At 44.1% G+C, this 20,551-nt stretch carries 16 protein-coding genes and 1 tRNA gene; 1 reads left to right on the forward strand and 16 read right to left on the reverse strand.

Annotated elements, in window-relative coordinates:
- Window positions 1–34: 34 nt before the first annotated feature.
- From P9J64_02940 to P9J64_02995, 12 genes are all read right to left on the reverse strand, one after another.
- Window positions 35–568 carry a hypothetical protein gene (locus P9J64_02940; GenBank protein MDG5467269.1) on the reverse strand — a complete coding sequence of 178 codons (534 nt, stop codon included), beginning with the start codon at window positions 566–568 and terminating at the stop codon, window positions 35–37.
- A 3-nt stretch (window positions 569–571) separates the two neighbouring features.
- Complete coding sequence (locus P9J64_02945; GenBank protein ID MDG5467270.1) at window positions 572–3,172, reverse strand: DEAD/DEAH box helicase family protein; 2,601 nt, start codon at window positions 3,170–3,172, stop codon at window positions 572–574.
- Window positions 3,169–5,604: a site-specific DNA-methyltransferase gene (locus P9J64_02950; GenBank protein MDG5467271.1), complete on the reverse strand. Its 2,436-nt coding sequence runs from the start codon at window positions 5,602–5,604 to the stop codon at window positions 3,169–3,171. Before P9J64_02950 ends, P9J64_02945 begins: the two co-directional genes overlap by 4 nt.
- Before the next feature lie 60 nt (window positions 5,605–5,664).
- Window positions 5,665–6,657 (reverse strand): hypothetical protein, encoded by a 993-nt coding sequence (locus P9J64_02955; GenBank protein ID MDG5467272.1) that lies wholly within the window; start codon window positions 6,655–6,657, stop codon window positions 5,665–5,667.
- A 68-nt stretch (window positions 6,658–6,725) separates the two neighbouring features.
- Complete coding sequence (locus tag P9J64_02960) at window positions 6,726–9,020, reverse strand: AAA family ATPase (protein ID MDG5467273.1); 2,295 nt, start codon at window positions 9,018–9,020, stop codon at window positions 6,726–6,728.
- A 442-nt stretch (window positions 9,021–9,462) separates the two neighbouring features.
- A complete protein-coding gene (locus P9J64_02965) occupies window positions 9,463–9,951 on the reverse strand; it encodes a JAB domain-containing protein (protein ID MDG5467274.1) in 489 nt (162 codons plus the stop codon).
- 84 nt (window positions 9,952–10,035) lie between these two features.
- The gene (locus P9J64_02970; GenBank protein ID MDG5467275.1) at window positions 10,036–10,947 is read right to left on the reverse strand and encodes a zincin-like metallopeptidase domain-containing protein; all 912 of its coding nucleotides are present in this window, start codon (window positions 10,945–10,947) and stop codon (window positions 10,036–10,038) included.
- 453 nt (window positions 10,948–11,400) lie between these two features.
- Entirely contained in the window at window positions 11,401–12,765 is a 1,365-nt protein-coding gene (locus tag P9J64_02975) for a phage/plasmid primase, P4 family (protein ID MDG5467276.1), read from the reverse strand.
- Window positions 12,766–13,040: 275 nt separating this feature from the next.
- Window positions 13,041–13,238, reverse strand: coding sequence for a hypothetical protein (locus P9J64_02980; GenBank protein ID MDG5467277.1), 198 nt, complete (start codon window positions 13,236–13,238; stop codon window positions 13,041–13,043).
- Window positions 13,239–13,333: 95 nt separating this feature from the next.
- Window positions 13,334–13,594: a hypothetical protein gene (locus P9J64_02985; protein ID MDG5467278.1), complete on the reverse strand. Its 261-nt coding sequence runs from the start codon at window positions 13,592–13,594 to the stop codon at window positions 13,334–13,336.
- A 734-nt stretch (window positions 13,595–14,328) separates the two neighbouring features.
- Window positions 14,329–15,618, reverse strand: a complete 1,290-nt coding sequence (locus P9J64_02990) for a hypothetical protein (protein MDG5467279.1) — start codon at window positions 15,616–15,618, stop codon at window positions 14,329–14,331.
- Window positions 15,618–16,910 carry a site-specific integrase gene (locus P9J64_02995; GenBank protein ID MDG5467280.1) on the reverse strand — a complete coding sequence of 431 codons (1,293 nt, stop codon included), beginning with the start codon at window positions 16,908–16,910 and terminating at the stop codon, window positions 15,618–15,620. The genes P9J64_02990 and P9J64_02995 overlap by 1 nt, the downstream gene beginning before the upstream one ends.
- Before the next feature lie 130 nt (window positions 16,911–17,040).
- Between P9J64_02995 and P9J64_03000 the strand changes: the two genes are divergently transcribed.
- Window positions 17,041–17,127, forward strand: a tRNA-Leu gene (locus P9J64_03000).
- A 118-nt stretch (window positions 17,128–17,245) separates the two neighbouring features.
- Here P9J64_03000 and P9J64_03005 read toward each other — a convergent pair.
- The 4 genes from P9J64_03005 to P9J64_03020 form a co-directional block, all read right to left on the reverse strand.
- A complete protein-coding gene (locus P9J64_03005; GenBank protein ID MDG5467281.1) occupies window positions 17,246–17,914 on the reverse strand; it encodes an SOS response-associated peptidase in 669 nt (222 codons plus the stop codon).
- Between the two features lie 175 nt (window positions 17,915–18,089).
- Window positions 18,090–19,376 carry a hypothetical protein gene (locus P9J64_03010; protein ID MDG5467282.1) on the reverse strand — a complete coding sequence of 429 codons (1,287 nt, stop codon included), beginning with the start codon at window positions 19,374–19,376 and terminating at the stop codon, window positions 18,090–18,092.
- A gap of 109 nt (window positions 19,377–19,485) precedes the next feature.
- Window positions 19,486–19,953 (reverse strand): DUF1499 domain-containing protein, encoded by a 468-nt coding sequence (locus tag P9J64_03015; GenBank protein ID MDG5467283.1) that lies wholly within the window; start codon window positions 19,951–19,953, stop codon window positions 19,486–19,488.
- Between the two features lie 8 nt (window positions 19,954–19,961).
- Window positions 19,962–20,318: a hypothetical protein gene (locus P9J64_03020; GenBank protein ID MDG5467284.1), complete on the reverse strand. Its 357-nt coding sequence runs from the start codon at window positions 20,316–20,318 to the stop codon at window positions 19,962–19,964.
- Between the last annotated feature and the right edge of the window lie 233 nt (window positions 20,319–20,551).

The following is a 20,551-nucleotide window of genomic DNA, read 5'->3' on the forward strand; positions in this document are numbered from 1 at the left end:
GTTTATTTGTATGATAAAAGTTTACTCGTGATAATCATCGAATCAAATGGGCAGGCTCTGTTACGGCACGGTGCCAAAGGATATTTACATTCTGTAGGTCTATCTCGTTATTGACACATTCATCTCTGAGCGTCATAACATTCTGCATTATTCGTCCAATATCACCATCACCATAAATCAGTAATATCGCGACTGCGTAGCCTGCATAATTTGTGAAAGCAGACAGAGTTTCTAGGTCCTTTTTGATACCCGCCCTTGTAGCTATAATCGGTTTCACTTCTATAACAGCAAAATTGCCTCCCATATCACCAGGGATATGAACTAAAAAGTCTGGTTTTGTATTATCTAAACCGTTGTCCCTAATTAATGGATGACCTGCCTTGTCGACTTCTCCACTCAATGTAAAGTGGCTCTGAGGAGGCCATAAAGACCTCATCTGATGATAGAGCTCATAACAATAAACACGCTCTCGATATAGAGGCTCCTCAGCACCATCAATAGGAAGCTGAAAATATTCTTCAGGTACATTTCTTGTGGCTTGAATCAATATCTCTTGAAACTCATCCATGAGCTATGCCTTCCCCAATTCCTGCATGAGTGACGAATGCCATCCATCTATCTTGTCATTGCGGATTTGGTCAAAGAAGCCAACATAGTCTTCTGGAGAGAGGAAATAAAAATGGTACTGCCAAGGCTTCCCTGCTTCAACCAATGCTGCATTGAGTGCTTTAAAGTGTGCCATTCCATCACGGAACTTAGCCTTATTGCGATTGCCATCATCACCCTCTTGCTTAATTTCAACGATGAGAATTATTTTCGAATCCTTTAATTGGATTGCAAAGTCAGGGTTGAACTGTTCATTCACGGTATGTGTCTTGCCAGTTTTTGCTGGTTTATACGAATAAGGAAATGAGTACACACCCCTATCAGGGATCTTAGTAAACCTCTCGACAAGCTCACTGTTCTCAAATAGAAGATCACTGAACTTACGTTCTGGTTCATGGCTGGCGTAGTGAATGTTGTTTGGTGACTTATACTTCGCAGCATCTATTTGATGGATGCGCTTAGCAATTTCACGTGCGCTATCGTTTAGACCGCTCTCATCTATCTGAGCTATTTGCACCCATTTACTGTATTGATCCCAAAGAAGTGATTCATCCTTATCAAAAGAGTTATCATCTCCAGTCACATGATAAACAGCACCGTGCTCCTTCATTCGGCTCTCAGAGAAAGACTGACGAGGTGCATTGCGGTAATCCACATCAACTAACTCTTTTGCGACTTGCGTCATCCTAGGATGCTCACGACCTACAGGACGGAACAAAGGGCCAAAGGCTTGCTGGACCAACGTTAGATTCTCTCGGCTCAAATAATCCGTGTCATAACCGCCTTTTTTAAGAGCATCTTCGATAAACTTCTTGATCTTACTTTTAGGCCATTTAGTAGCTAGAACCTCATCCTTGTCACGAATGAACAATCGCAACATGCGAACAGCATCATCAATCGCAACTAAATTATTATGTGTAATTTCGACGGCTAATTTACCGGTTTCTGAGAAGGTCGCATATTCAGTACTCTTCCGGCTCTGAGGCTTGAGAGTCAACGTAATCTTTGTCGCCTTCTCTTTCTTTGTCTCAACTGTTTGCTGAGCAGGCTCGTATTTCAGATTGTGCAATGGAATAACAAACTCTTCACGACGGCTGTCATAACCCCAAGAGAGCGTATTTTCAACTTCAAGGACCTCCTTAATGAGATTGGCTATCTCCTCTGACCATGCTTCGTGGTTAGTGATTTTAACAAGTGGCTGTACGTCCAGCTCAGAGGGAACTCGAAGTCCACGACCGAGCACTTGAGATATAAGTAGTTTTGACGCAAAGGCTCGAGATTCATGTGGGACAATTTGAAATACATTTTTTACGTCCCATCCTTCAGTTAGCATGCTTACTGAAACGATCCACTCCACAGAGCTAGAAGGTTCGTCGACTTTCTTTAACGCTGCCAGGTTTTCCTTTCTACGCTTATCAGGGGAGTCTTTGTCACCACGAGGTTCGTATGCTGATTCGACTCGCGCCTTGGCTGCTTTAGCTGAAGGGATTCCTGAAGTTACCCAAATTGCCTTTTCCTCTGCTTCTTCAGGGCTGATTTTTTCTTTCTTAACAAGATAATCAATTAGCTCTTTCCAGACTTCTACACAGCCAGCAATGTCTTGAGTGATGATAATAGAAATTGGGCGAAGCTTTGTACCGTAATCTTTCCAGTTTTGTTGATGGACAGCGTAGGTCTTATCCCAGCTCTGCGCCTTATGTGTATCTTCAGTAACATAGTCAGGCTTTTTAACAACTTTCAATTCAATAGCCTGTTTGATCCCAAAGCGATAGATCACATCAGGAAAGTATTCATCACCTGCATATGGAGTACCAGTTACATGGATCATGTAACGAAAATCATACTCAGTATTAACAAGAAACTTTAACCACTCCTTCATAGAGGATTCACCACTGTCACTTGGGCTAAACAAGTGATGTGCCTCGTCGTTCAAAACTAAGGTTCGACTTCCATTGCCTTTGAAACTATCAGCTATAGATGAGCCTGTTTTTGCGTAAACAGCATGGATGTTTTCGACACAGATATCTCCTGGCTGAATTGTTTCAGTCCCTCTCTTAATTGCTGGTATAGGAACTTGAGCATCGAGTTCTTTTAAAATCTCTGCAAGTTTTGAATCCCCTGCTAGTGATGTGAATTTTCCAAGTAGCCCTTCCTCTATAGTAAGAGATGGGCAAAGAACTAAAACCCTATCAACCAATCCTTCAGCTAGCGCAATGGCAGCAATGCCATACATAACAAAGCTTTTCCCCGCACCTGTTGCAAGGTCAAGTGATGCAGCCTTACAATCCTTCAGAGGCATCTTTTCAAGAAAAGAATCTATATTGTCATGCCGATGGGACAGTGCATTGTTGTTGCTCCAGTTTTCACGAGCAAGACGTTCTAGGTCAGAATATTTTGGAGAGATCAAAAACCTAAAAGACTCTCGAATAGCATCCCTTTGGAAAGAGTAAGTCCCGCTTGATAGCAAATTAAGAAACGCATCATATTTATGCACAAGAGCTTCAACATCATCACTATTGTCATCAACTTTTAGGAGCTGATCAGTAATACGAAATTGCAAACTCATTTAAAGTCCCCCTTCTCAAACACGAGCGTTTTCTCATTACCGTAGCGATCGCAGAGGATAATCATCATTTTATTACCTTTGAAGTCATCCTCTGGGATACGGATTTCAAGCGTTTCAGCTTTATCTAAGCCACCTGCTGTTTTAAGCATGTCTTCTCCCCAGAAGAAACTGTCAAGACGGAAGATATCTCCATCGTAATCGAGGTCAACCATCGCCATAGAAAACGTTTCAAAATTATCAAAGTCTTCGGGATCTGTAGTGAGTGTCTGTGATCTGAATTCTTGTACCTCGACGACTAGTTCTTTAAAAAGCTCACCTTCACGATTCTTGCGCCTCGCCTTGTACCTAACTATAGGTTGAGAGATAAAATCAAAACCCACCGCATCAATTACTTCATTCACATCAGCTTCGCGCACTGGCTGTTTAAGCGCTCCAGGTTCCCCTTGCTCCAGCAAACGAAGTAAGACTGATAGAGGCACCTTAAGAAAAGCATAGGTAGCGCCTCCACAAACAACTTCATCTTCCGCAAAATCCATGGCAACAACGGGTGCAATTATATAGAAACGATCACCCTTCTTGCCACGCAAAGTCTGGTGTAAGTCTTCCACATAACCATAATCAAGCGTGAGATTTGAATAGTCAGGGTAATTCCAAACCAATACAGAATTTGTCCCAAGATAACCATCGAGCTGTAGACCATAACGAAGGTGATATTCTTCTCTGACACCAAACAACCTAAGAACAAAAGGACAATATTCTTGCCATGGAAGTTGGCGCAAAGATTCCATGTCATAAAGACCGGCACGATATAGGGCAAATTCCTTAGGTTGTAGGGGTAGTACTTTTTCAGGTTTCTCTTTAGGTGCAATTAGAGATATTCGGAACTCCTGTCCATCGACGCTAACAGTCTTATAACCGGGGCCATTATCTTGAACCGTCTGTAAATGGTCAGAAGGGATAAGAAGCTTTTCTTTTGGGCACGCTATAGAAAAAGGAACACCTTTTTTCAGTAAGCTGAACTTAGACACAAGCCCTGCAAGGCCGGCCAGCAGGTCGAGTGAAACCTCGCATTCCCCCTTTCTTGCTTTTTCAGTAATAAGCAACAAGCCTGGGTGCTTTTGTAAATGTTCTTCCCAATCTGTAACTCGTTCACTTGCAAGACGATTATCTGTTTTAGGTGTACCAATGAATGTAGAAAGAGAATAAAGCCTTTTTTGAGTTGTATAAATTGCAAGCTTGCCGCAATCCATAGCAATCCAACGTCTCCCAAGTTTTTCAGCCACTGCCGCAGTTGTACCACCACCACAAAACGCGTCTAATACGATATCTCCTTCTTTCGAAGAGGCTTCTATTATTCGCTCAATCAACAATTCTGGCTTTTGTGTTGGATATCCGTGAGATTGTGCCGATCCACCAGCTATATAAGGTATATCAGTCCATACATCTGAGAGGGGAACGCCTGGCATTTCATCAAGAAACATTATTCGACATCGGCGGATAGGCTTACCATTCCTACCTAACTTTATACGGCCGTGGCTATTAGGGACCTCTGTTTGAGGTGCATTCCAAAGGTCAGCCATTCCATCTGGCCCAGTTCGCCATCGAGCAACTGTCCCATGGAAATCAAACTCTTTCATGGATTTTCGAGGATCCAACATATTCTCTGACTTCCACCATCTACCATTAGGAAGACGGTTCCACTCAGCAGAGATATATTCGGACGAATATGGAGTGTAGATTTTATTTAGAATGGTGTCTTCACTCTTACTGTAATATAGAATGGTATCCTTCACCCTTCCAAAACGTGTATGAGCGTCGTTGTGAGACGAAGCTCTTGCCCAAGAGATGTCATTTCTGAAATTTTCTTCGCCAAAGACTTCATCAAGAACAGCCTTAAGGTAGTGGACCTTTTTCCAATCAAGATGAACATATATACTGCCATCATCAGCAAGCAATTCACGAAGGATGATAAGTCGCCGTCGAAGGAATTCTATAAATTGAGAGCCAAAGACCTTATCCCTGTAAGCCTTTTCCTTATCCTTCATAAAGTCTTGTTTGGTGGCAAAAGGAGGATCGATATAGATTAGTTTTATCTTGTTACGTGTCCCGAATAAATTAGGACCCTTTTGATCTTCGAGAAGCTCGCGCAAGGCAAGAAGGTTATCTCCCCACACCAAAAGGTTACGCCAGCCATCACCATGAGGATGATCCTCTGCAAAATGACGGACAAGCTGCCATGGTGCTGCAGGTGTCTCAGCTAAAACCTGCTCACGCTTCATCTTCCCCGCATAGTTAAGCTGATATTCCTTACCAACCTGAACCGTTCGTGATTCTCTAGGAAAAATCCTGCCTCGCCAATGGGCTGGGATTGCCTCACCAGCTTTCAATAATTCAATCAGCTGGCTGCGTTCCTCTTTACTTAAGTCTTTCATGTTTACTCACTAACTAGGAGATAGTTGACATACAAAGTTACTTGTCTGAAGAACATGTAACTAGAATGCATCGTCCATGGTCTTCGCATTAATTAAAAGGTCTAGAGAGGTATAACGTGAAGCCTGTGGTGCCTTTACTCGCCCCTTTGCGACTAATTTGATAGGGCCAATAGTTTTTGCTGGTTCTTCAAAAATCAACTTGTACTTGTTGGTATCCTTGTACTGCTCTATAGATTTAACTTTGGCAATATGTGTAATCGCAGACACTGGCGCTACCTGATATGCAGCAATATTTTTAACCTTGTTAAGCATGCTGCTGTGTATTCGAATTTGGTACCAACAATTCTCCCCTATAAACACATCCTTAAAGCCATCTTCTCGAGCGGGAACAACAATGGTGTCAATCTCTGCTGGATCTAACTGAGTCTCCTTGGGCCCCTCAAAGGAAACACTAGATACATCACTAAGAAATGGCTCGAATTTATAGAGCCGAGCCCCCTGATCAGTCTTATACCTTCCAAGAGTCAGGATCTCTACTGGGAACTTAAATTTGCTTATTAAGACAGTTTCAAGTTCATCAGGAATCTCGTCAATGATTACCAAAGCATTGAAGGAATCATCTCGATAAATGATACGTTCTAGAAGATAGTCGACATTTTCGTAACCATTTTCCTGCGCGTATTGAGCACACATTGAAAATGCAGAAGTATCAGCGGAGATTGCATCCTTTAGAATGCGCTTAACTGTTTGAGGGGTTGTTTCATAGGAAAGTGAAAAACTCAGGATCTGTATTGCAATATGCTTTAGGGGATCATGCTTTGCGAGCTCATTTTCGACGACGTAAAGCTTAGGCTCTTTTTTACTCGTTAGGTCAATCAGGTATGCATCTGGGATGTTTTGCGTTTTACCTTTTTTCCCTATCTTCTTTTTTGTCTCAAGGTAAATACGCTCGTTCCCAAAGAGAGCTCCCTTAACCTCTTGAATTGCAGTTTCTAGATCAGCCTCAAGTTCAAATGGCTCATCTGAGTATTGATTACTTTTAGACCAGAGCATTCTGTCCTCCTGTACAATTTTGCAATGTACCTTTACTTTGAGGTTTGGTACTCACCCAATAAAACAAATCAATAACCGCCGACAATACTTAATGTCTGTCCTACGTAAGCGGATAATTCGTTCTCATCAATGGGCGTAGTATCTGGCTCGCCGGCTAAACCATGATGTGACTCTCTGGAATACTCATTCAGTGAGTTCAAGTCGGCAACTAATTCACTCACATGAGCAAGAGGACTATCAACATCTGCTGATTCGATCTTTCGAATCATTCCACCCAAAGTGTCTGTCTCTTGAAATTGTCCAGGGAAACGATACTTGAACCAACTCTCAAGAACTGTTCTTGTTTTTGACTTAATTTCTTTTGGATCACCACTTCTCATACGCGCATACTCAACCAAGGCTTCATGGTCTTTGAAATAACCTGCCTTTATTTCCTCATCAATATCCCACTGGTTTATCGTCGATGGCGCATCTTGCCCAGCACTCGTCAATTGAAGTTTAGAGCACCCACCCAGGCCAGCAATTCTCTGATTAACGTTATGCAAAAACAAAGGATCATGAGAAAAGACGATGACTTGTTTAGCTTTCTGTCCCATCTCCTTAATCAATGTACAAGTGTAGTTTCTGCGAAAACGATCCTGACTGGTGAAGGGGTCATCAAAAACTATGACTTTTTCTGTGAGTCTAGAGTCACTTTCAATCTGGGCAATAAAAAATGCAAAAGCTAATGCACTCTTGTCGCCAGAGCTGAGAGTATTTTTAAAAGATGGAGCTCCCCTATCACCTTCTAGGCTTATAACCGATCCATTAATTTCTATTTGATATGTTGAACGAGGCAAGCGACCAACATAATCCTTTTTTGTATCTCTTATTCTAAAACCTGTTCCGAACCACCCTAACAACTCATTTATACGTTTTTCATAGTTTGAAAGAATATCTTCATCATAATCATCAAGGGCTTGCTTGGCGGTAATTTTAGCTCTGTCGCAATCACGCTTCTCTTGTAACGCCTCAGTATATTCAGTGCAGGCAGTAGTCGCCCCTACTTCGTATCTGGCCTTTTGAAGTTTCAGCACCTTCAGTGCAACAACTTCATTGTCCAAATTCCCAGTTGAGACTGCTTGCTTTTTACCGTCAATCAATTGATTCAGTTCGTTGATCTTTAAATTGTAATTTGTAACGACATCTTGAGTAGCACTAACCGCTTTCTCTGCAGCAAGAAAGACTGAGTCCAGTTCGATCTTATCAAGTGGTTTTTGCTGTTTTGCTTTTGCTAGAGATATGGCCGCATCTCTAAGAGCAACTAATGGTGTATATATCGCTTTTTTGAAATCTACTTGAGGACATTCCTCCTCCTTCACAAAAGCAGACCAATATTCCCAAAGTTTTTCGTTTGACTGGATGACCTGCTGTACTTCAAAAATTAATTGATCTGCAAGATCTGTTGAGACATCTTGAGTCAATGAATTCACAATATCTTTATGATCTTGGTATGCTTGGTTGAAATAAGTTCGATAGGCAGACACCATGTCATTGACCTTTACGTCCTGCGCACAAAATGGGCAAGAGTCCTGAACGACATGGTCTAAACCTGTTTGTAGCCAGCCCTCTTCTTCAAGTCCGTGCTTTTCCAAATGCTGACGCACGATATTTTCAGCATCACCAATTACACCTTCAACGGTGTTACTTAGCGTGTCTGCAAAATCAGTTGGCAACTTTGGGAGATCTTTGAGCTCACGCATTTTCGAGGTGGTCTTAATTTTTTCAGAGTCATTAAGAATTCGGATTTCTTCTTCTTTATTTGTAATTTTCTCATCTACGTCATCATCCTTGGAGAGAGCCACAAAATTATCCAGAGTCAAGCCTTGCAGCTCTTTTGGGATATAACCTTTGGCGGTGGCCTGCTTGGTGTTTAATTGGGTTTGAGCAGTTGTAATAGCTGTATCTGCTTCCTCAACAGCATGGGCAAGCTGAACCCCATCGTGACCCACAATAACTCTGTATAAATTACGACGATGATCAGTTGTAACGGCATCACCTATGTAGACGTTGTTATGTACAAATGAAATGTCGAAAATAGCTAGATCAGGATAAGCAGCATCCCATGCTCCATCTTTGAATTTACAAGCGCCATCTACATGCTCAATTCGAGCACTAGGTGGTGCATCAGATCCAATAGTCTTTCTTTCTAACAAGATTTCAGGATTGTCTTCTTGAAGAGATCTCAGGATTGAGCAAATGGTTGTCTTTCCCAAACCGTTAGGTCCAAAAATCAAGTTGTATTTTTTAAGCTGAAGATCCCCCCTCGCCTCATATGCATGAAACTTCCCAACATTACGAATGAAATGGATTTTTTTCAGCATGATATTCCCTCTTCAACAACCTGTGAGGCATCTTGGATAATATGAAGTATCTAAATTTGTGTAGGGCAACATAAAAACTTTATGTTCAGAGAGGCTTTGGAACTTTTACGACAGTAAAAGCATGTCGCTTAATTGCGCAATTAAGCGGTGAGCGCAGCGAGCGAAACGTGCAAAGCCGAGCGACTACACAAAACATCTGTTCTTAAACTTGGTCTTGTGCCAAGTAAGCATCTCAATAAAGATTCTAAAAGAATGACGAATACGAACCATCATCAGATGGTGAGCATCTGGAAAGACAATGAACCGGCGTCATAATCCAGCCAAGAGCTGCCAAATACTGACTTATTGGTAGGGGATATTACTGAATTATCAGCCCCCTCCCCTGAAGCATCAAACTTTTATACCATATTAAAATTCTTAACTTTTTTCCATAACTAAATACCTAAATAAGACCTCGGTCAGCTAAGGAAACATATCCATCAGTTCCTACGATGACTGAATCCAAAAGTCTGATACCAATAAGCTCACAACATTCCTTTAGTCTGGATGACAGCTCTAGATCCTCACTGCTCGGTTCTGGATTTCCACTTGGATGGTTATGCAGTACCAGGATAGCTGCAGCAGAGCTTAAGAGTGTCGACTTCAAGACCTCACGTGGATGCACAACTGCAGCACTCAAAGATCCGGTACTTACCCTGTCAATACAGAGGATCTTGTTCTTGGAATCAAGGTGGATTGCAATGAAGTGCTCCTTCGTCTCTTTAGTCAGAAAACCGAACAGATGATATACGTCAGCAGATGACTTGATGGTTTTCTTCCTGAGGTACTCAGGTAGTGCTTCTTCTTTGATGACAAGGTTCTCGAATACTGGGCGTATCACCTTAAGCCGTATAGTCTTATTGGTCGTAATAGTATCTATTGTGAATGTCATAGTATTGCTCCTTTTCAGCAAAAGAAAAGAGGCCATGTCTTAATGACAAAGCCTCTTACGCATAGTGAATATATTGTTTAGGTATTATTGGTTAACTACTTGTTTCTCTGTTTCTTTCTTTTCAACCAACTCTGTCAGATAAGAGTAAGCTCGTTCAGCCGTAGAAGCTGCAGACCAAAGCACGGAGGGATTCTCCTTCAGCACTGATATCCACTCCCCCAGATACTCAGCGTGTTGTATTTTCTCCAGTGGAACATGAAGATGTGAACACAGGAAAGCAGAGCCTATCTCTGCGACCAGCTCAGCATAACAATACTGACGATCACCAAAACTCTCTCCTTGAGGCACGTTCAGCCTCTTCTCTCCCATAGCCCAATGATTCAGTTCATGCAGGATAGTTCCCGCCCATTCTTCACCACTGACAAACTCTTCAACTTTAGGCATCTGGATATAGTCGTGTTTGATGTGATATGCAGGTGTACATTTAGGACGGATAGAGATACGTGCACCAGTATTGCGAACGAATTCATCAACCATGGGATTCTTGTCTTTTGGATTGATTGCTTTCTTGTAGGAAGACTTGGGTGGTGCGTCTATGCCTTTGCACTGCTCGATATTGAAGACGGTATAGCATCTACGGATAAAAGTGGGCTTGATCTCCCCTGTCTCTGTGTCTACCTGTTCCTCATCACCATCCTTAGGCCCCCAGTAAATGACTGTAGTGCCTTTCTCTCCGGCTTTGACATGTGCTCCCTCGAACATCTGGCATTGCTTGTATGTGATGAAGTAAGGTTCTGACCATCCATTACGGTTCATAGCGTCCCAAAGGATCAGCGTATTCAGGCCTTTGTACCTGCGCCTGCTGTATCTGTTCTTTGGTAGCGACATGACATCACCACCCTCGTAAGGTTTGATCCAGGGAGCAGTTCCCTTCTCCAGTTCATCAATGAAGCCTTGAACGATACCGTTCAGCTTGTTCTGTACGAAGTTACTCATGGTGTTACTCCTTTCAACGTTATGGGTTTAAGTGCTGTACTTGGCCAAGTACGTTGAAATAAAAAAAATAGGGATACACAGCCGAGAGGAGGCCATATATCCCTAAATCGAAGGGGTGCGGTTGCATATACCCAGAGAACCCCATCCAACTATTCAAATAGTCTCTGGATATCTCTGTATGTAAACAGAAAGCTTGGTGTGTGCTTATCTGGCTAATAGGGGAAAGTTCTTACATTGATACGTACGTACTGATATCAGTGGTCAGCACAAATAGAACACTGAAGGCAATGCCGTCAGGCAATTGCCGACAGTACACGGTAGAGATGCGTACGTGATCACTTCATCACGTCAGTGGTGCGAGTGGTACGAGTGTAGTCTTTTCAGTAAAGTCTCTTACGTTTCTTTTTATATGGAAGTTTCTTGAAATACACACCACTCATGCCACAAGTCTCACTATTCTGTACGTAATTTTACCTTCTCGGTGCGCACATCGATGTCTAACCAATAGATTCCATCATTGAGAGTTTTCTCAATGAAGCCTCTCTGTAAAAGCTCAGAACGCAAAGCCTTTACCGCTAGTGGCTTTGCTCCGTACTCGTAACAGTGCACTTTGTACTTCTCATAAAACGGAGTCTTTTTGATACGTAAGCCTGGAGAGCTAACGCAACACGTATCGATGAAGTCCGTCAGTACATCCATCTCCGATCTGTACTGCTTAACAGCATCTTCCATTATCTGAGGTGAACACAGGCCTTCGCGTTGCCAGAGAAGACAACCTTCTACAGCCCAGTTCAATATACCGTCGATCTCTCCGAGCAGCTTTTTATCAAGCTCCATGTCCTTCCTATTTTCCGCTATTCTCACGCTAAACGGTATCAAGCGCAGTCTCCTCCAGATACCATGATCTGCACCACGTATCTCTGGCTTGTAATTCGTAGCCAGATACACTTTGAACTCAGGCATGAACTCGAAGTTTTCCTGACGTAGAAAACGAGCCGTTACTGGATCACCACCCGTTATCTGCTTAATCAATGCCTCATCCAGAACATGCCCTCGTTTCCCCTCAGAGGAGGTCACGAAGCGACGCCCTTTAAGGCGAGCAATATCATTTCTGATACCTTCGTACTTTTTAGCCATCAAAGAATCAGCCTGCATATTTGCACCATAATCACCCAGCAAGTAGAGCACGGTCTTCAAAAAAGTAGACTTGCCGTTCGCGCCCCCACCAAACAGAATAAACATGCATTGCTCTGACGTGCTCCCAGTCAGTGCATAACCAATGGCTTTCTGGAGGTACTTGATGAGTTCCTTGTTGCCTCCCATGATTTCATTTAGGAATTTTAGCCACTGAGGGCACTGAGATTGCGGTTGGTAGGATGCTGGGAGAATATTACTGAGCCACAAATCCTTATTATGCGGAAGCAACTCTCCAGTTCGCAGGTCTATGACTCCATTTTGGACATTAAGCAACCACTGGTGACTATCCAAGTCCGACATACAGATGGGCATTAACGGTTCTGCCATTGTCAGCAGGCTGCTAATACGATAGCTACTCAGACTTTTGCTCGCCCAGTCACTAAGCTCTTTGCATCTAACTAAATCCTTGTGATTTCGTGCCTCATCGTACAATCCCTTAATAGCCTCTACCGCGAGATTGTGTACCTGGTTAGTGGAATCAACTTTCCACTGTTTTCCGTTCCAGATCATCCACTGCTTGACCTCAGAACAGTAACGGACCTTATCGCTACATCGCTCTCGAAAGAGTTCTGCATTGCCTTGATCCGTTAGTTTGTATTCAGTTGTTTTTTCTTGTTTCATTTTTTCTCCTTATAAAATTCCAGCCCTTAAAACAGCCATTGGAATTTTAATTGTGGGCCGTTTAGACCCCCCAAATTCATTTAATGTTATTTATTTTCAAATAATGAAAGTGAATATCCCGCAAAACCTAGTTTTTATGGGCTTCTAAAGCCTTTTTTGCTTCATAGAAAACACTAGAGCAAATTGAATATTATGTTTTGCACGTAAGCCCCCTTCTTTGCCGGCTTTGCGAGACATTTCCTCTCAAAATGACGAAGCGCTCATAAGATTTACTTTTACAATGACTTTGAACGCTTCTTTGTTAAACGCTTATGCTCTTTTAAAGCCTCTCCATAGGTCTCACTGACAAAGACCGGCACACCATAATGATGTACACCAGGCAAAAAATTGGTTCGTGCGCAGTCACGATAATCAAGTTCCTGAATGACACGGTGCAACTTTTCATCAGGCCTCGAAACAATGATCAAGCTCATGGTCATACTCCTCCTTTGATAAAATTTAAGAGCCCCAGACGCATCTATAGCGGCCAGGGCTCTTTTGTCTTCTAGATATTCAATTGTGATGTTGGCTAGTCGAAGTAAACTGAAACGTCTTCTTTCGGTAGATAACGCTCAACATGATCCTGCCAACGCTTCTTGCATTCTGCAGCAATTTCCTCCTGAGTAGGAGCAACATAAACTCCTGTTGCCTTCTCACGTTTTGATGCAAGGCCCGAAAGAGACTTCTTAACGTTAGTAAGAATCTGACGTTTAATAGTCACCTCATCGCGTTTCTTGCCTTTAAGGTTAATGTTCTGGGCTTCAGCCTGTGTGTTTTGATCAACGTTCATTGTATTTACCTCCTCTGGGTGTGTTTTGAACGCAAAAAAGCGCAGACCTTTACGGCCTACGCTTTAGTTAAATTTCGCAGATAGCATCTCTGCGTTTTTATTTATGCCGCATACTATCAGGCGACAATCCTGTTTACTTCATCACTGAGTCAAGCACGTACCCTATCTTCTAAACTTCCACTTCATGGCGGGAAGAGCCAACTTTCGCAGATAGCAATTTATACTTGATGCTTCAGTGACGACAGCGTCCCAAGATAGCAATCACATATGCTATCAGTGAAACGATATCCCCCTCTCAGCAAGGTTTTATCCTTAACAGAATACTGTCAGGCCAGCAATGCTATCTACGCCCACTTCATGGCTGGGTAACCAGACTTCATAGATAGCATTTGCCTTAACCTTACGGGAATACTGTCAGGCATGTATCCAAACTTACAGACTGTGGTCATTTTACAGTCCGTAAATAGCAGTTCAGCATTTAGTTTTATCCGTGTTTCTTCTCAATCCTTTTGAAACGCTGTCATCTCGCATTTCATTGATAGCATACGAGTAGGATATCCCTAGAAAACGATTCTATTCATTTCACAGACAGAAGGAACGTGAGATAATCTATCCAGAAAAGCTTCTTATCATAGCTAGCAACTTTTAACAGGACATTTATCTTATAAATACCTGTTGTTTCGACTTATATTATCTTTTTAGGTAATGTTTTTTCTGGGGGAAAAGAGGTGTATTCAGGGGGAAACCAAGTCATTCAAAAGAACCTTACTCATACCTGCTTGCTTATGGCTATGCCATGCCTTGTTCGCTCCGACATCAATCCTTAAAGAGAAGACACCCTTTACATCAACGTTCTCACCCTTACGGCTGATAACCGGATAACGATCATTGAATCTATACGATTTACCATAAGGTTGAGCGACTTCATAACCTTTGGAGCGAAAGACATCTTCAATATATGACGCTATCGCACTGTCATTCTTACGATAGAAGCTACCGACCGTCTTGGCATTTAACACATACATGATAGTTCCAACCACATCACCTCGACGACATGTCACTACATCACAACACAAGAGCCCATTCTTAGCCAGTTGATCAACAATGTCCTTAAGGCTTACGTCTTTGGCTTTAGCAATACGAGCTAAGAGCTCAGGCGCGATAGAGAGTTTGGCATCTACCGTTTTCCATAGCGTGGCTTTGCTGGTATCGCTCACCTTCTCTAGGTCATAATCAAAGGCAAAAGCACGATAAGGATCAATGATCTTTTCACGTGGGTCTCTGTAGAGATAGGCAGCAAGCAGCAGCCTTACTGCTTCATCTTTATGTTGTCGAAGACGTGAAAGGGTCTTAAGCGGGACCTTTAAAACACCCTTGACACTTTTTGTTTTGGCTCCACTGATAAGTTCATTCGGTAGTTTGATCTGTGCAGAGGTGTACTCATCGAAGTTATTCAAGACGTATCTTGCGGCTTCCCCGTATTGTTCCGCTTTATTCTTGATCACTGGTTGAGACTTGAGGAGGTAAGGCTTAGCCACATCAGATGAAAAATCACTGCCAGCTGACATGTTCCAATCCCTGACAGAGTACAGCAACCTCTCTCCGTCTTTTGTAAACAGAGAACAGAGACTTTCTATAATCTCCTTAGCCTTATGTCGACGTATTCCAACGTATTTTTCAACAGCCTTAGCAGACGCAGAGGTCAACCTTATTGAGTTAGTTCGTACAATGTCTTCAGTGGGTATGTACCTTTCCACATAGCGACCCTCATCGCCATATTTCTCCTCAAACTCACCTATACGATAGATACGAGTATCGCCTTCCAGCTTTGGATTAAGTCTTCTGACCTTAACTTTACGTTTGAGTTTGGTTGACTCAGTTGACTCTCCGTAAGCAAACCTCGCCAACACCAGATATACCAATATCTGTTCAGCACTGATATCGACATTAAGTAGCCTATCAACGACTTTTCTGCTTACACAGAAGTAATTCTTCACTCCTGACTTTTCTATATCTGACATCATCACCAATCAGTATCCAACGTATAGTCCAGCTGCCTCAACGCCTCCAATAGTACGCCAGGACGATACCTTTTTCCATATCTACCTGTAGTGATTGAACTATTTGAATGACCAAGGATCTCAGCAATGATTGCCTCATCAACTCCTTTTTGCTTAAGGGTATCTGCGACCGTATGCCGGAAGGAATGAAATACTTTCTTCGGATCCTGAGTAACATGTCTGCGGTTAAACCTGCCATACCAGTTCCCAAGCTTCTTCCCCCATGATCCATATTTGTTAGGTTCCAGATTCTCCCAAAGCTTAGCTGAGCCAGTCGCTACCCTACCCTTAAGATAATCCCTGAAACCAATATCCAGTAGCAGTGGATGTACAGGTATAAGCCTCTTACTCCCTTTTGTCTTAACCTTACGCTCACCACCATCGTTAATATCGAAACACAGGATATCATCTACTTCCTTGATATCCTCAACATGCAACTGACAACACTCATCAAGACGCATTCCAGAGTGCATGGCTATCAGTGGTATCCAGAACTTTTCAGGAGTATCAATGTTACGGGGTAGATTCGTAGCAATACGCTTTAGATCGTTCAGATTATAGGCCTTACGCTGTTCATGAGCTGCAGTCTCCTGAGGCAAGCTCAACCCTTCAGCGATATTAGACGTCATAATTCCATTCATTACGCACCACTTGAATAATGAGCTCAATAGCACCAGATACTTATTGATCGTTTTAGCCGTCAGAGTCTCTTCCGCTCCTGCCTCCAATATCTGTTTAACAGACATATCCTTATACTGGCCTTTGTTACGCAGGTTAGATGGCAGACGCATCAACTTGGCTCGACAATCAAGACCATCAGCACGTGTAAACAAGCTCAGGTCCTTATTTCCGAGAAGCACAACCAGCATGTCAAACATGCACTCAAACTCAAGTTTGGTCTTGGTCGTCCACCTCGGACTCTTATCAGCAACAAAAAGACGAATAGCCTCTGTAAGGTTAACTTTTGACGTATCCCTATACACGGTAGCCACAACCTTAAGTCGTTGCTTACGCGGTAAATATGAAGCAATAAGTGCAGGTATTTGTTCATCTTCTATCACTCCTGCTCTTAACAGACCGAACAGAGACTGAATTTTAGCGTTAACACTTGCAGCAAGTAGCTTAGCGGCATCCAAGTTCCTTGTCTTCAGTGACAGCTTAATCTCTTTGGAAGGAATCAGATGGGTCAGATCAGTGGGGATCTTGATACGGTAATAGTAGGTTTGATTTCGTTTAACGAGGTAATTTATTGCCATGCCCTGTCTCCTCTTTATGACAGTTTGGTACACAAAGTGGTACACCAATCTGCCTTAGTTGGGGCATATCAACTAATGTGAAGAAGCAACCTATGGAGCAGATGCTTTTCTATAAATAGCTGTAATCATTGCCGAAGTGGTGGAATTGGTAGACACGCACGCTTGAGGGGCGTGTGTTCGAAAGGACGTGCGAGTTCGAGTCTCGCCTTCGGCACCATGTAAATAATAAGGACCGCAATCAATTGATTGCGGTCCTTTTCTTTTATCCAGCTCAAATTAATGTGTTTAGAGTTGCGCCATGAGAACAAGGTTCATGTCCTACGGTTTCTTCTGCCCTAGAGTCGCTCTATACACGCCTCTCCATCATTCCTTGAATTGTTCACATAAGTCGACACCGGATGCATCTCCAGCACCTCTTCTTTAGGTGCAATCAAGATATCCTGCAATACGTCCGTATCGTTAAACTCAGGATCAAGCCAGGTATCATAGTTCTCACTCTCTAGGACAACGGGCATACGGTCATGGATTTGTGCCATCTGCTGCGTAGCGGAGGTCGTGATGATCGTGCAACTCTCTATAGCATCACCGGTAATATTGTTTTCCCAGAGATCCCACAGGCCGGCAAAGGCGAGAGGCCGCTTATCTGCTCTATAGATGTAGTAGGCCTGCTTCTTGCCACCCTGCTTCTGCCATTCGTAAAAGCCGCTGGCAAGGACCAGGCATCTTTTGGATTTGATTGCGTCGCGAAAGAGTGGCTTGTGTGCAACGGTTTCTGCACGGGCATTAAAGGCCGCGGTTATGATGTTTATATCTTTGACCCAGTGAGGGATGAGTCCCCATCTGAAAGCTTTAAGCTTTCGTATGTCGCCTTGTTCTATGATGACGGGGATCTGGAGTGTCGGCACAATGTTGTAGCTCAGTGTAAAAGGGAATGCACTGTCTACACCGAAGTGAGTCTTTAAGGAGTCTGCTGATAAGCCTGCTGTTGAGATACGTCCACACATATTTGCACCATAACACAAATGGAGGACAATAGAAGGACACTTCTGTTCGTGCCCCAGCATCTACACAATCCGGATGATGAAATCAGGGCAAGCCGCCGCGCAGTAACCGCACAGAATATAATCCTCACGCTAGATCTTGGCTTTGCCGTTTTGAAGATAGATCCCGCGGGTGTTTTCAACCGAAGCGATAGAGCCGCTTTCCAGCACGATAAAGTTCCACCGGACCGTCTTCAGAGACCTTGACCACCTGGCCAAAGTGTGAGGCCGCATTTGCGGCTGTGGTGCGGCCGCCGCCGGTGACCAGGCCCTTGACCTGCGAGGTATCGACGATAACCCCGGTATCAAGCAGTTCTCCCTTGCGGTTGATCACCGTCAGTCCGTCCGAGGAGAGGATTCGGTTTAACTCGCCGGAGCGTTTCAGAACCCCCAGCTTGCTGCCGCGCACATGTTCCACCAGCGCCCGGCTCAAAGAATCCCGTCCGCCGACCGAGCCCATACGCAAGGCGTCAAGATCGGTCCCGTCATCGGCGATCAGCACCACCGTGCCGTGTCGCGACTTCGACAAGGCATAGATAGTTCCAACCAGGTCATCGACCGAGCGTTTGTCCAACTTGCCGATAAAAAATTCACGGAAGATATCAGGATCGTAGACCCCCCAGGCCCCCTTGCGCCAGACCAAGAATCGCCCGCCATCAAGCACGACCTCGACTTCCGAAACCTCATTGACAAAGATCGCAAAAGCCGCCTCTCCGGCCTTGCCGAGCAGGGCCTGGGTGTCACTCCAAGCGAGCTGTTCGACGGACTTGCGCGGACGCGGCGAGCCGGTTTGAATGGTCCCCTTAACATTCATTTGGATGTCGCAGACAAAGAGAGCCCGCAGGCCGTCAACGAAACGGTAGGTCAGCGGGTTACGGAAAAAATCGGCATTGATGCGTTTCCGCTCTTTACCCAGATCGAGCCAGTTGTAAGGAGAGACTTTGAGCGAATCGATAAAATCGTCGAGTTGAGAGCGATAAACCAGAAATCCGGTCGTCGCCGGTGTTCCCTCATAGCGCTGATAGGATAGGTTTTTCAGCAGTTGGATCAGGCTCTCTACCGGCCAGAAGACACCCTTACGATCACCACGCAGGTAGCGGGCCACGGCGATGTCGGTGAGTGAGGTCAGTAAGGCGGTGCGAAAATGCGCAGCGTAGCCCTTCGCAGAAAAGCCGCCGTACAGACCTTCGAAGGCAGCAAGCAACTCCTGGACAAAACTGATCTCGGTGTTGGTGAAAGCCAGTTTGTCCCGAGTGGCCTTGAACAAAAAGGGGGCAGCGTCGAACTGCAACGGCACCAGAATTTCGCGGCGGTCTTCCGCCTCGGGAACATCTTCCCCCTTCTTGACTTCGACCAGAGAGACTCCGGCCCCGCCGAGGAAGGAGCTGATACTGTTTTCGATGGCATGAAAGGCTGTTTTCGGCATGGGTTTATGATGCCTTAATGCTGATAGCTGTACAAGCAACTTCGGCGCTTATCGAGAATGAGCTTTAGTGGCCATTCGCATAGCTGTTTTATGTGCGCCGATTCCGCACTCATGGCGACGTTTCCGCATGAAGGAGTGCAGCGCGAAGATCTTCGACGCGCTGCCGATTGGCACCAAAATCGTAATACCCGGTTCGCGAAGCGGAACGTACGGCAATAACGCCTTGTTCAGCGCGTAACTGGAACTCCAGGTCATCAACAAACCCAAACACCGCACTGCGACACTCCACGTGAAGATAGCCAGGTTTTTCAGCGACAACGACCGTGCGCGGCAGCTTTACAACCTGGGTCTTCAGCAATGTCCAGGCGTCTGCAACAGGCAACGAAAACGTCAGTGGAGCAATATGGTGCTTCTCGTCTTGAGCATCACTGGAGACGCAGTTGGGCGAATCCGGGCAAGCTTTTAACCCGGCCTCGGGCAGCACCGGGCTCACCGCCTTCTCTGCAGCACAGGACGTAGAGACAAGGCCACAGCAAAGAATGACAGTCAACAGGTATTTATGTCTACAAATCAGCATCTTAAGTCCTACTCAATAAGAAAGTCTTGCAAGTTGGTTTTCCCATAACGAACATCCGGGTTGGAATCTTTAATCTGCTTGGCAAGCGTCGCCATGATCATTTTCACGCCAGGGGTTTTTGCCGGATCCGTGAGTGGCAGAAGCCTGACCGTCAGACTCGCTTTTTTTTGTGACAGTTCAACAAAGAAACTCTGATTGGTGTTGTTTTCAATGGCCAGAGATTCTACCAGCACTTTATTTTGGCCAGAATTTATGTAGGTGTCTGTCACTTTGAGAATGCCACCGTCGATCCTGGTTGTAAACGGAACAATGCTCTCTAAAACCTCTGCGACCGAATTGATATTTTCCAAAACAACATGGGGCATCTTGTTCCTCCGCAATCATTACAGGGTCAGTGTTAAAGCTTCGATTGAATCCAATGATACCATCTGTTTACCGTCAGTCACTATTTAACGATGACCATTTTATAATATGGGCCAATTGAGAGACGTGAAAGGGGCACTCTCTTTTGAGTGTTCCCCGATACCTGTCCGTCCATTCCCCGTCTCTGACATGCTGATCCGTCTCTATCTTGAAGAAAGGGTTTGTCGCAGTATAC

This window comes from Deltaproteobacteria bacterium IMCC39524 (assembly GCA_029667085.1).
Lineage (GTDB): Bacteria > Desulfobacterota > Desulfuromonadia > Desulfuromonadales > BM103 > M0040.

Coding starts and splice junctions, on each gene's coding strand:
- P9J64_02940 (MDG5467269.1), bottom strand. CDS start 568: ATGGATGAGTTTCAAGAGATATTGATTCAAGCCACAAGAAATGTACCT.
- P9J64_02945 (MDG5467270.1), bottom strand. CDS start 3,172: ATGAGTTTGCAATTTCGTATTACTGATCAGCTCCTAAAAGTTGATGAC.
- P9J64_02950 (MDG5467271.1), bottom strand. CDS start 5,604: ATGAAAGACTTAAGTAAAGAGGAACGCAGCCAGCTGATTGAATTATTG.
- P9J64_02955 (MDG5467272.1), bottom strand. CDS start 6,657: ATGCTCTGGTCTAAAAGTAATCAATACTCAGATGAGCCATTTGAACTT.
- P9J64_02960 (MDG5467273.1), bottom strand. CDS start 9,020: ATGCTGAAAAAAATCCATTTCATTCGTAATGTTGGGAAGTTTCATGCA.
- P9J64_02965 (MDG5467274.1), bottom strand. CDS start 9,951: ATGACATTCACAATAGATACTATTACGACCAATAAGACTATACGGCTT.
- P9J64_02970 (MDG5467275.1), bottom strand. CDS start 10,947: ATGAGTAACTTCGTACAGAACAAGCTGAACGGTATCGTTCAAGGCTTC.
- P9J64_02975 (MDG5467276.1), bottom strand. CDS start 12,765: ATGAAACAAGAAAAAACAACTGAATACAAACTAACGGATCAAGGCAAT.
- P9J64_02980 (MDG5467277.1), bottom strand. CDS start 13,238: ATGAGCTTGATCATTGTTTCGAGGCCTGATGAAAAGTTGCACCGTGTC.
- P9J64_02985 (MDG5467278.1), bottom strand. CDS start 13,594: ATGAACGTTGATCAAAACACACAGGCTGAAGCCCAGAACATTAACCTT.
- P9J64_02990 (MDG5467279.1), bottom strand. CDS start 15,618: ATGATGTCAGATATAGAAAAGTCAGGAGTGAAGAATTACTTCTGTGTA.
- P9J64_02995 (MDG5467280.1), bottom strand. CDS start 16,910: ATGGCAATAAATTACCTCGTTAAACGAAATCAAACCTACTATTACCGT.
- P9J64_03005 (MDG5467281.1), bottom strand. CDS start 17,914: ATGTGTGGACGTATCTCAACAGCAGGCTTATCAGCAGACTCCTTAAAG.
- P9J64_03010 (MDG5467282.1), bottom strand. CDS start 19,376: ATGCCGAAAACAGCCTTTCATGCCATCGAAAACAGTATCAGCTCCTTC.
- P9J64_03015 (MDG5467283.1), bottom strand. CDS start 19,953: ATGCTGATTTGTAGACATAAATACCTGTTGACTGTCATTCTTTGCTGT.
- P9J64_03020 (MDG5467284.1), bottom strand. CDS start 20,318: ATGCCCCATGTTGTTTTGGAAAATATCAATTCGGTCGCAGAGGTTTTA.